This is a genomic window from Flavobacterium sp. UMI-01, assembly GCF_019656315.1.
GTDB lineage: Bacteria > Bacteroidota > Bacteroidia > Flavobacteriales > Flavobacteriaceae > Flavobacterium.
Window position 1 is genome coordinate 196,420 of sequence record NZ_BPLU01000007.1, and the last position, 11,660, is coordinate 208,079.

Consider the following 11,660-nt stretch of genomic DNA (forward strand, 5'->3'; position numbering starts at 1 on the left):
ATTATCTTAAAATTTGTTCCAATATTTTAATTGTAATTAAATACGTTGGTTTTACACCTGTTGTTCCTAATCCTCCAGAGGCTAAGGTGCTACCTGTTTCTAGTGGATTATCAGAGGCATAGTAAGCGTAGCGTACTTTGACATCTTTGGGTATGCTTTTTCTAATTTTTGAGGCCGATTGGATGGCTTTTTGATAATGAGAACCTTCCATTTCGAGTCCGATAACGCCCCAAGTCGATTCGTGAAAAAACTTTAATAAATCCCTGTTTTGTAACGATGTACCCAACACTGTGACCATAGGTCCTGAATAGACCGAGATGCCATTTCCTTCAAACATACAGGCTGTTAACTCATTTTCAAAATAATAATTATCGGCTGTTCCTTCATTGATATGCGCGTTAGGTATCATGATGTCGCCTTTTCCTCCTTCTAAAATTCCTGCTTTCCCCATAATGGATACCGACGCTACATTTAAGAAAACATCCTTTTTGTAGGGTTTTAGTAATTCATCAATCGTTTCATAAGCCTGTTCCCCAAAAGCATAATCCATAACAATCAAAACAGGTTTTTGTTCTCCCAAAATAGTATCAGGGAAAGAGGTGTGACTCCAATCGATTTTGGCAGTGTCAAAAATTTGCACATCGATATTTGTGCCAGAGGTATCGGGTAAAAAGAGCATCCCATTTTTTTCAGCATGTTCTTCTACTTTTCTACGTAAATCTCCCGCATCTGATTTGCTTAATTCTTCATAAATAGAAAAATCCGAATGGTCCTTGAATTTGGATTTCAAAACATAAGTTGCAAATAAGGAGTTCATCACAGAGTGCATATTGGCACTAATAACATGGATGGGACGGTGTAAAAGGGCATTCGTTTTTAGGACTTCCTTAATACGAGTGGCCCAAATTTCACCATGAATGTGATGACCTAAACGTTCTCTTAATATAGGACTAAAAGTTATGGTTCTTTTTTTGTCTTCGGCTACTTCGCTAATGGCGAGTTTACCCAGCCAATAGATAATATGTAAAAAACGATCTGGAGCTGCTATGCTTCCAAAGGCATCATAAATATCTGAAATATCTTCGAAGGTTCTCCCTAGAATATTGGCCGTATGCGAGATGGTTTTTTCTCGTTCAATCAAGCTTAGTTTTTTCTTTTGCGTAACGGCTTGCTCTAATTTTTCCCAATCTCTAGAAATTTCACCCCCTTCGTCAAGGGTCACTCGATGGCGAATTTTGTGTGACTCAATGAAGATAAATGTGAGGTGTGTCAAAATATCGTAAATGTCTGAACGACCACGTGTGATTTCAATATGCATCAAGTCATCATCGATACGGTAACAATTACGACGACGCTTTGGGGGAATAATCACTTTAAAATGAGATTTATCATAGCCTTCATGCGAAGTTAAATTGATAAATCGGCATTCTTCGATACCCATTGGTAATCGTTCTATAACATAGAGTAGTCCCTTAAGTTCTACTTTTTCATCTACAATATGACCATAAATTTCTGGTCGTAAAGCCAATAATGCTTCTCGTAAACTATCTCCAGATATACCCATGGGTTTGTAAAAACCACGGTTGAATAAATGACGCATGGTGATGTACATTTTTTCAATGGCAGCCGAAGATTCTTGGGCTCGAGTTATTTTTAAATTTTTAGTTTCTGTCATAATGTAGGTAATAAATCCACAATTTTTCTATCATTCGCTAAGCGAGGTACTTTATTTTGACCGCCTAATTTGCCTATTGATTTCATGTATTCCTGAAACCCATTTTTAGCGACTTTGGTTATCACTACTTTTTGCAAAATATTCCCCACAATCAAATCGTCGTAGTAGATGTTTTGTTTGCGCATTGCGGTATCTATCGCTTCGGCAAAAGCGTCTAGATCCTGAGGGTCATTTTCAAATTCGATAAACCATTCATGGTAAGGCAAACCTTCTTTGGGCGTAATTTGTGGAGCTACTGTAAACTCATTCACTCGAATCTCCGTTCCTTCCATGGCTTCTTGTAAGGCAGATTCGACTTCTTTACCGATAACGTGTTCTCCAAAAGCCGAAATATAATGTTTGATTCTTCCTGAAACAATCACTCGATAGGGTTTTAAAGAGGTAAACTGTATTGTGTCCCCAATGTTGTATGCCCAAAGTCCTGCATTTGTTGAAATAATCAAAACGTAATTCACGCCTAGTTCGACTTCGCCAATGGTGTAGCGTCTAGGTTTATCCGTGTAAAATTCGTCACTTTTGATGAATTCATAAAAGATACCTGAATTCAACAACAACAACATGCCTTTCTCAGTTTGGGAATCTTGGTAAGCAAAAAAACCTTCTGAAGCAGGGAAAAGTTCAATGCTGGGCACTTTACGACCGATTAAATTTTCAAATTTGGCTCGGTACGGTTCGTAATTCACCCCACCGTATATGAACAAATTAAAGTTTTTGAAAATGTCTCCAACGGGTTTTCCTGCTCTTTGTTCCAATCGCTCAAAGTACATTTGTACCCAAGAAGGAATACCTGAAATGACCGTCATGTTTTCTTGAATGGTTTCATCGACAATCGCATCAATTTTGGCTTCCCAATCTTCCATACAGTTGGTTTTCCAAGAGGGCATGCGGTTTTTTTGCAAATATTTAGGAACAAAATGCGCTACGATTCCTGAGAGACGACCAAACTGAATTCCGTTTTTCTTTTCGAGTATAGGACTTCCTTGTAAAAAAATCATTTTTCCAGAAACAAAATCAGCCTTGCCTGTTTCGTGAATGTAATGAAGGATGGCATTACGAGCGGCTTCAATATGATAAGGCATCGATTCTTTGGTAAGCGGAATGTATTTAGCTCCTGAGGTAGTACCCGAAGTTTTGGCAAAATAAATAGGTTTACCTGGCCACAAAATGTTTTCTTGTCCTTGAACCACTTTTTCAATATAGGGTTTTAAATCTTCGTAATCTCTTACGGGAACGCGTTGGGCAAAGTCTTGGTAATTTTGAATGGTGTCAAAATGATGGTCAATACCAAATTGTGTCTTGCGGGCGTTAGCTACTAAAGAATCAAAAACAGCTTGTTGGGTTGCAATAGGATTTGTTGCCCAAAGTTGTGTTTTTTGGAACACTTTTTTAGCGAATATTTTGGCAGCAATTGATTTTATAAACATGCTTTTTATTTTTTGGTAGGTTGTACCTTAGTTTGGGGTAATTTGGATGCTTTTTTTTCTTCTTGTTCTACTTTGGTTCTCAGTAGCAGTTCTTTTTCAGAGGCGTTCACGTCCAGTTTGGGTGACGGGGCTTCGGTTTCGACAAGAATTGAGTCTTTGTTGAATTTTGCATATTCTAATTCTCCATTTAGAACTTTTTGAATGGACTGAATATAGGCTTCGTTTTTCTTCAAAGCGATAAGTAACGAATCGGATTTTAAGGCTAGCTCTGTGGCATCACGTTTGAGTTTAGAAGAGGAATAACCCGGAATGTATTCTCTTAACGGTGTAAAAGCAATGATAAAGGTGGTAATCGAGATTAAAAATAGGGCACCCAATGTTGCTACTACAAAGACATTCATTAAGGTCAATTTGAGTGAAAAAATTTCTTCAAAAGTATCCTCATTCAAAATCACCAAACGGTTTTTTGTGAATAATTTACTGTGAAGTTTTTTGCGTTTCAATCGTTTTCCAGCCATGATTTTTTCTATATGTCACAAATATAATAATTAATGTAAACCAAATTATTTTCCCTCTTGCCACTTCCAGTATGTTGCAGTATTCGAATTGTTTTTTTGGTGTGGTTTAAGGTGTTTAAATAAATACTAACGACTCAACTAAGTTAGGAAATGATTGGGGATGCAAAACAGGAAAAGGAGGAAAAAATTTCAGGTATGAGCCGGGTGTGCATGAGGGATAGAAGCAAGCTACCAAAGTAGCGCGTATAGCCCGACAGCAGTAGTCAAAAGGGCTTTGTACTCTCCATCATAGGAAAGCCCTTTTGACTACTGGTGGCATGCCCAAAATAAAATTGGGGTTATACAAGCCCTAAGGCTTTATGGACTTTGAGTATGTTTTGTTGGCTGTTGCCAATGTAGATTTGCTGGTCAATGATAAAAACAGGCCTGCTCAAAAAGGTGTAGTGTTCCAGAAGGTATTTTTTATAATCAGCCTCAGTTAGGTTTTTATTTTTGAGGTCGAGGGTTTTATACATTACAGCTTTTTTGCTAAAAAGGGCTTCGTAACTGCCTGATAATTGGTGCAATTGTTCTATTTCTGGTTCCGTAAGTGGATTTTGTTTGATGTCGTGAAACTCAAGTTCTAGGTCTTTAGGTAAGGCTTTGATAATTTTTCGACAGGTATCGCAACTGGCTAAATAATATATTTTGTTCATAAAAGTGTCTTTTTTTTAAGTACAAAGTAACTTTATTTACGATGGAAATTGATTATTTTTAGCAAAAAAAATAAAAAAATGAATTCCATATTTGAAGTTTCCAGAACCCAGCGAAAATTAGCGGGACAGATTTTAGAAAATTTTTCACTCGAGCAGTTAAATACCATTCCAGAAGGATATAGCAACAATTTGTTTTGGAATATTGCTCATGTGGTGGTGACCCAGCAGTTATTAGTTTATAAATTATCGGGCTTACCTATGTTGGTTTCGGATGAATTAGTAGAGCGGTATAAAAAAGGAACTGCGGTTACTGCGCCAGCTACTCAAGAGGAAGTGCATCAAGTAAAAGCCTTATTGGAGGAAACTTTGGTTCAGACAGAGAAGGATTATAACAACGGTGTTTTTGTGAATTATTCAGAATATCCTACGTCTACAGGCTTTGTGATTAAAAGTATTTCGGATGCCCTTACTTTTAATGTTTTTCATGAAGGCCTTCACTTAGGAATCATGATGCGTTTGAAAAAATTAGTCTAATACGCTGATACAATAATAAATTTCCCCAAAGCGTTTGGTTTTTTCAAGTGCTTTGGGGATTTTTTCTTGTTAAGCTTTGTTTTTGTTAGAGTTGTATTCGCCAAGTAGGGCAAAATAACCAAAAGTCCCAAGTCCTAAAACAATTAATGGGGTAAGTATAAAAAGAATGATAATCCCAAAAACCAAGTCTTCTTGTTTGCCGGTTTCTAATTTTGGCAAGCCAAAAATAAAGATGCAAAAATAAGCAGCTGCCACCGCTAATAATAACCAAAGCACTCCTAAAATTTTTTTGATTGTGTTCATAGTTAATCGTTTTCAGTGTTGTTTTTTCTATCCAAATAAATCATTCCTATCACAAAACTAACCGATGCGATAATAATAGGATACCAAAGTCCTTCCAAATAAAATTCTACATCGCCAGCGTCTTTAGCATTGGTAACCAAATAAGTAGAAATTGCGGGTAACAAGCCCCCAAAGATTCCGTTTCCTACATGATAGGGCAATGACATCGAGGTGTATCTAATTTTAAGCGGAAACATTTCGACTAAGAACGCTGCAATAGGCCCATAGACCATCGTTACAAATAACACTTGGATAAAGACTAGAAATATTAATGTCCATTTGTCATGTGAATTGATAGTAATGGTGGTTGCGGTGTCTTCTTTTGCAATGGATAATCCATCTGCGGTATAATGGGTGGTTTTAATTTCTTCTAGCGTGGTTCCATCCGTATAATTTTTATTGGTGGTAGTGAGTGTAAGGGGTGTTGTTGGGTTTTCTTTAGTGGAAACAACTGGGGGTGTAGAAGGATTTATTTCGGTTTTGTTTTTGACAGAAACCGTTTCGTACATCATTTTATAAATAGGACGATAGGAAACAACTGCGATTAGCATTCCCGCCATCATAATGGATTTTCTACCTATTTTGTCGCTCAACCAGCCAAAAAAGATAAAAAAAGGCGTACCAAGGAGTAATGCAATACCAAGGAGTTCATCTACTTGTGAAGAATCAATGTGCATGACAGTTTTCATAAAACTCATGGCGTAAAATTGCCCCGTGTACCAAATTACCCCTTGTCCCATAGTAGCTCCAAATAAGGCTAGTAAAACAAACTTAAGATTGTAGCGATTGCCAAAACTGTCTTTTAACGGATTGGTACTTGTTTTTCCTTCTGATTTTGCCTTAGCAAAAGCAGGTGATTCATGCATTTTTTGTCGAATCAAGTACGAAACATACACCATTATCAAGGAAACCCAAAATGGAACTCTCCATCCCCATAAATCAAATTGTTCTTTGGTCAACAGGTTGCGAGTGGTTAATATAACCATTAATGAAACAAATAATCCTGCGGTAGCAGTGGTTTGTATCCAAGAGGTCCAGTAGCCTCGCTGGTTTTTTGGGGCATGTTCTGCAACATAGGTAGCCGCTCCACCATATTCACCACCTAAAGCCAATCCTTGGAGCAAACGCAATAGTAAAACCAAAAAAGGAGCCATAAATCCGATAGTGCTGTAACTGGGGACGCATCCTATGGCAAACGTGGCACCTCCCATTAATAAGAGGGTAACCATAAAAGTGTATTTTCTACCAATTAAATCACCCAATCGCCCAAAGAAAAGAGCTCCAAAAGGGCGCACCACAAAACCAGCCGCAAAGGTGGCTAAAGTGGAAAGAAAAGCAGCAGTAGGGTTGTCTTCAGGAAAAAATTTAGTAGAAATAACGACCGCTAAACTACCAAAAATATAAAAATCATACCATTCTATTAAAGTTCCCATCGAGGAGGCCGAGATGACCTTCCAGATTCCTTTTGTTGCAGTTTTGTCCATTTATAGTTGTTTTGGTGAAAACAAATATAAATTAATTATTAAAAAAATGATGATTTTATAAAAAAATAACAATTTTGATTCTAAGCTACTTAGGCAGGTATTATTTTTTATAAAAATTATTATGGTCTATGTATTCCCAAACTTTAACAGGTAGTAGAGGTTGTACGTTTTTATGGTTCTTAATATTTTCTCTAATAAAGGTGGAAGAGATTTCGACCACTGGTGCCTCAATCATGTTGATTTTGGAATTGTTTTGAAATTCAAAATTCGTGGTATTGTTAGCCATCCCATCAGCTACAAGGTCTTTTGTCTCCAATCGTGGATAAACATACAGCGAATAATTTTTTAAAATCATTTCGTAGTTTTTCCATTTGTGCAAAGAGTTCAGATTGTCTTCTCCCATGATTAGGGCAAATTCATAATTGGCGTATTTTTCCTCAAGATAAACTAATGTATTGATGGTATAGTTGGGTTGAGGTAATTTGAATTCAATATCTGTGGGTTTGAGTTTAGGAAAATTTTCGGTGGCTAAATGCACCATGTGCAAACGATGGTAATCGTCTAACAAAGTAGATTTTTTTTTCAAAGGATTGTGTGGTGTAACCACCATCCAAACTTGATCTAAATCCGTATGCTCCACCATGTGATTTGCAATAATTAAATGACCCACATGTATGGGATTGAATGTGCCAAAATAAAGTCCTATTTTCATGATTTTGAGTTTAGTAACTTGTTGTGAAGTAATTTTATTAACGATTGTATGTTGTGCCAATGGTACTGCAATTTACTAAAATTGTAGTTTTAGTACTTCATTAAATCGGTTATTTTAGTGTTGCTCTATCATAAATAGCAATGTGTCAAAAATCAAATCAATAATTTAAGATTTGTTTTTTTTGAGTCGCAGTTTTTGAGAATGTGTTCAACCTAATAGGCCGTCATGAATCCCATCTCAGCTCAAACGAATCGCTTTGATTAGGTTTTATGACGGCCATTAGGATAAAAAAAATGGGATTGAAACATTCCCTTTTGAGTGTAAAGTTTATTTGGTTACAAAATCGCGCACTAGTTCGTAAGCTTCTTGTAAGGCTACATCCAATTCGTAGTTTTTTATCACGACATCAAATTGAGGTGCTGTCGCGAGTTCCACATGTGCTTTTGCGATGCGCATATTAATCTTGTCCTCACTCTCTGTAGAGCGTTCTTTCAATCGGCGTTTTAATTCGTCCACACTTGGTGGTTTAACAAAAACGGCCAATGTTTCTTCGGGAAATTTATGTTTGATACGCAAACCTCCAGCTACATCGATGTCAAAAATTACATTTTTGCCTAAGGCCCAGATTCGTTCTACCTCGCTTTTTAGAGTTCCGTAAAAGTTGTCGCGATAGACTTCTTCCCATTCTACAAAATCTTCGTTTTTGATGTGTTGTTTGAATTCATCTAACGAAATGAAATAATAGTCTTTTCCATTGATTTCAGCACCACGAGCCTCACGTGTTGCAGCTGATATAGAAAATTCTAAATTCAAATCTTCTTGTTTTAGCAAATGTCTTACTATTGTAGTTTTTCCAGAACCTGAGGGAGCTGAGAATACGATTAACTTTCCTTTTTTCATTTTTATGCTGAATTAATTTCAGTATCTTTTTTTATGACTTATTCCACCAATGAATCAGGTTGCAATTGTTCTTTTTGCCAAAAAAAAAGATTTTACGATTATTTAAATGTAATTGTTATACTAAAAACAATTATAAAACATTCAAAACCTGTTCTTTAATTTTTTCTAATTCGTCCTTCATTTGAACGACTAATTTTTGCATTTGAGCGTGATTGGATTTGGACCCCATTGTATTGATTTCTCTTCCCATTTCTTGGGTGATAAATCCTAATTTTCTACCATTGGCTTCAGTACCGTTGATGGTTTCTATAAAATAATCCAAATGATTGGTCAAGCGCACTTTTTCTTCGGTGATGTCTAATTTTTCAAGATAATAAATAAGCTCTTGTTCAAAACGATTCTCGTCCACATTTACAGCCAATTCGTTTATGGCAGTTTGCAAACGGTCTTTGATGGCTTGCACACGCTCTGGGTCTAGAGCCAAAGCTTCTTCCATGAACTGGCGAATATTATTGATACGCAGTAAAAATTCTTTTTCTAAAGACTGACCTTCATCTTTGCGAAAAAGCATTAAATTTTGAACAGCTTCATCAATTACAGTTTGTATTTGTGCCCATTCGTTAGGATCAATTTCTTCACGTTCTGTTTTGGTAGTATCAGGAAAGCGTACGGCCATTTTCATCAATTCAGTAGCATCGGCATCGGCATAAATTTCGCGCAACTGATTGATATACGCTTTGACGATAGGTACGTTGACTTTGGTTGAAGTTTGTTCGGCGGTACTTTCGATATAAATAGAAAAATCTACTTTTCCTCTTTCGAGTATGGTAGCCAATTGTGTACGCAACCCCAATTCCATTTCGCGATATAAAGAAGGCATTCGAACATTCAGATCAAGCCCTTTACTATTTAAAGATTTTACTTCTACGGTAACTTTTTTGGTTGGTAATTGCAAAGTAGCTTTACCAAAACCAGTCATTGATTGTATCATATATTTTTATAAGAGTGGTCAAAGATACGCAAAAAGTTTTTTGGTACTAAGACTTGAAAGCGAACACCTCTGATAGGCGAATGGGATATAGTGCTCTGTTAAAGAAATAAAGCTTTGAGTTCGGTGGCATCTTCGGGCTTTATTTTTCCAGCGAGTAAAAGACTGAGTTGTTTGCGTCGTAATGCGCCGTCGTAACGTTCTTGCTCCAATTCGGTTTCGGGAACAATAGGGGGGACTAGGACTGGTTTTCCTATTTCGGTAACGGCAACAAAGGTATAAATGGCTTCGTTGGCTTTTGTTTTTTCGCCAGAATTTCGGTCCTCGACCCATACATCAATATACACCTCCATCGAACTATTGAAGGCTCTAGAGACTTTGGCTTCAATGGTAACAACGCTTCCTAACAAAATGGCTTTGGTAAAAGCAACATGATTGACAGAAGCAGTTACGGAAATGCTTCGAGAGTGCCGTTGCGCTGCTATGCTTGCCGCTCGATCCATACGAGCCAGAAGTTCTCCACCAAAAAGATTGTGAATATGATTAGTTTCACTAGGTAAAACTAAATCAGTCAATACCGTTAAAGATTCTGAAGGGGTTTTGGGTGTCATCATGTAGCGGTGTTTTTTAATTTGGGAACAAAGACAAAAAATTTATTTTATTATTTCATTGAAATGAAATTTTAGCCTTTGATTATTGCCATTTCGCTTTCTATTGATTGGCTATTTCCATTGAAATTAACCATTGAATTGACTATTGAAATTGATTTTTTAATTCAACCAATAAACAGCCATAACGGCCGGAATAAAATAAATAACAATGGTTCTGGCTCCGTCATAATCTTTGGCTAAACGTTGTCCAAAAAGCATCATCAATAAGGTGATAGCTGAGAATACGGCTCCATAAAACCCAAAAATTCTGCCATCACTTACAATTAATTCGATGGCACCTACAAAGCACAATATGGTCGAAACTAGTTCCATCAGTACTAGATTAATCACTGCGAGTTTGACGTGATTTTTTAGTCGGGTTTGGGCAAAATGCGATTTCATCCAATTGATATTATCGTCCCAGTAGAATAATTTTTCATAACTGGATTGCAAATAGGTAATCCCAAAAAATAGCAATATCAATAAAGAGGCAGGATTGTTCATAATCGTTATTTTTTATGAATAAGTCGGGTTAGTTTTATAGACAAATCGGTCAAAATTATTTTGGCATTACCATTGCGTTCCACATGGTACATGGCATCACCAATTTCATTGTAAATGTCAATAATGTTGTTGCCGTTTACAAAGGGAGCAAATTTTTCCAATTTGAAATTAGCTACTTTGGGTTCAAAATAAACTAAACCAGGTGCTTCATAATTGAGCATCAGGGCTTGGCGAAACATTTCGATACAAAAATCCAAGAATTTCTTTTGACTTTCTCTTCCCAAGGCCGCAATTTTTTCACTCCATACAATCAAATCATGAATAGCTGAAGCGTCTTTTTTTGCTTGAAAAGCAGCTCTCACCCAGGTAACAAACCATTCTTCAAAAGGGTGTTCTTCGCTATCATCATGCAATAAATGCAAGGCTTTGTTGTAATTGCCTTGTGCTTGATGGGCGATTTTTTGCGCTAGTTTTTCGTCAATTTGTTCTTTCTTAATCAAGGCTTCGGCAATTACATTTTGGCTTAAGCCATTGAAATGCAATATCTGACAACGCGAACGAATGGTTTGGATGATGTCCTCTTCGTTTTCACTGATTAAGATAAAAATTGTTTTTTCGGGTGGTTCTTCCAGCAGTTTAAGTAATTTATTAGAGGCTTCGATATTCATTTTATCGGCCATCCAAATAATCATAATTTTATAACCGCCTTCATAGGATTTTAGAGCGAGTGTTTTCAACATTTCAGCGGCATCCTCAACGCGTATCAAGCCTTGCTTGTTTTTTACATCAAGAATGGCATACCAGTCAAACAATCCTCCATAAGGCTGTTCCAAGACAAATGTTCTCCAATCTGCAATGAAATCAATACTTTTGGGTTTGGTTTTCACTTCGTCAGTGGTGACCGTAGGATATACAAAATGCAAATCAGGATGTGCAATTTTGTCGAATTTTAGATTGCAAGCAATATTTTCTCCTGTATTTTCCCCGTTTTGGTTTTGACATAAAATATATTGCGCATAGGCAATGGCCATGGGTAAAGTACCGCTACCTTCAGGCCCTACAAATAATTGCGCATGGGGAATACGTCCTGAACTAGCACTTTGTGTCAGGTGGCTTTTGATATGTTCTTGTCCTAAAATTTCAGAAAATAGCATAAAGCAAAGATAGCAGAAAA

General features: G+C 36.8%; 13 protein-coding genes. 1 reads left to right on the forward strand and 12 read right to left on the reverse strand.

The annotated features are described in order from the left end of the window. Position 1 precedes the first annotated feature (1 nt). The 4 genes from K5R64_RS04160 to K5R64_RS04175 form a co-directional block, all read right to left on the reverse strand. Positions 2–1,675, reverse strand: coding sequence for a DUF6909 family protein (locus K5R64_RS04160; RefSeq protein WP_220761190.1), 1,674 nt, complete (start codon positions 1,673–1,675; stop codon positions 2–4). Next, on the reverse strand, positions 1,672–3,159 hold the full coding sequence (locus tag K5R64_RS04165) for a GH3 auxin-responsive promoter family protein (RefSeq protein ID WP_220761192.1): 1,488 nt from the start codon (positions 3,157–3,159) through the stop codon (positions 1,672–1,674). Before K5R64_RS04165 ends, K5R64_RS04160 begins: the two co-directional genes overlap by 4 nt. Before the next feature lie 5 nt (positions 3,160–3,164). Next, positions 3,165–3,677, reverse strand: coding sequence for a peptidase (locus tag K5R64_RS04170; RefSeq protein ID WP_220761194.1), 513 nt, complete (start codon positions 3,675–3,677; stop codon positions 3,165–3,167). 338 nt (positions 3,678–4,015) lie between these two features. Beyond that, complete coding sequence (locus tag K5R64_RS04175; RefSeq protein WP_220761196.1) at positions 4,016–4,372, reverse strand: arsenate reductase family protein; 357 nt, start codon at positions 4,370–4,372, stop codon at positions 4,016–4,018. Between the two features lie 78 nt (positions 4,373–4,450). On the opposite strand from K5R64_RS04175, the gene K5R64_RS04180 reads away from it, so the two are divergent. After that, the gene (locus K5R64_RS04180) at positions 4,451–4,906 is read left to right on the forward strand and encodes a DinB family protein (protein ID WP_220761199.1); all 456 of its coding nucleotides are present in this window, start codon (positions 4,451–4,453) and stop codon (positions 4,904–4,906) included. Between the two features lie 69 nt (positions 4,907–4,975). Here the strand turns inward: K5R64_RS04180 and K5R64_RS04185 are convergent, their stop codons facing one another. The 8 genes from K5R64_RS04185 to K5R64_RS04220 all read right to left on the reverse strand — a co-directional run bounded on the left by K5R64_RS04185 (position 4,976) and on the right by K5R64_RS04220 (position 11,640). Further along, complete coding sequence (locus K5R64_RS04185; RefSeq protein WP_220761201.1) at positions 4,976–5,209, reverse strand: DUF6814 family protein; 234 nt, start codon at positions 5,207–5,209, stop codon at positions 4,976–4,978. Between the two features lie 2 nt (positions 5,210–5,211). Beyond that, entirely contained in the window at positions 5,212–6,732 is a 1,521-nt protein-coding gene (locus K5R64_RS04190; protein ID WP_220761203.1) for an MFS transporter, read from the reverse strand. A gap of 100 nt (positions 6,733–6,832) precedes the next feature. Beyond that, positions 6,833–7,444, reverse strand: a complete 612-nt coding sequence (nadD, locus tag K5R64_RS04195; RefSeq protein WP_220761205.1) for a nicotinate (nicotinamide) nucleotide adenylyltransferase — start codon at positions 7,442–7,444, stop codon at positions 6,833–6,835. Between the two features lie 327 nt (positions 7,445–7,771). Next, on the reverse strand, positions 7,772–8,344 hold the full coding sequence (gmk, locus tag K5R64_RS04200; RefSeq protein ID WP_220761206.1) for a guanylate kinase: 573 nt from the start codon (positions 8,342–8,344) through the stop codon (positions 7,772–7,774). A gap of 130 nt (positions 8,345–8,474) precedes the next feature. Further along, the gene (locus K5R64_RS04205) at positions 8,475–9,335 is read right to left on the reverse strand and encodes a YicC/YloC family endoribonuclease (protein ID WP_220761208.1); all 861 of its coding nucleotides are present in this window, start codon (positions 9,333–9,335) and stop codon (positions 8,475–8,477) included. Between the two features lie 98 nt (positions 9,336–9,433). Beyond that, complete coding sequence (locus K5R64_RS04210; protein WP_220761277.1) at positions 9,434–9,943, reverse strand: acyl-CoA thioesterase; 510 nt, start codon at positions 9,941–9,943, stop codon at positions 9,434–9,436. Between the two features lie 159 nt (positions 9,944–10,102). Next, positions 10,103–10,486 (reverse strand): DoxX family protein, encoded by a 384-nt coding sequence (locus tag K5R64_RS04215; protein WP_220761210.1) that lies wholly within the window; start codon positions 10,484–10,486, stop codon positions 10,103–10,105. A gap of 5 nt (positions 10,487–10,491) precedes the next feature. Beyond that, positions 10,492–11,640: a DNA polymerase III subunit delta' gene (locus tag K5R64_RS04220; RefSeq protein ID WP_220761212.1), complete on the reverse strand. Its 1,149-nt coding sequence runs from the start codon at positions 11,638–11,640 to the stop codon at positions 10,492–10,494. Positions 11,641–11,660: the final 20 nt, after the last annotated feature.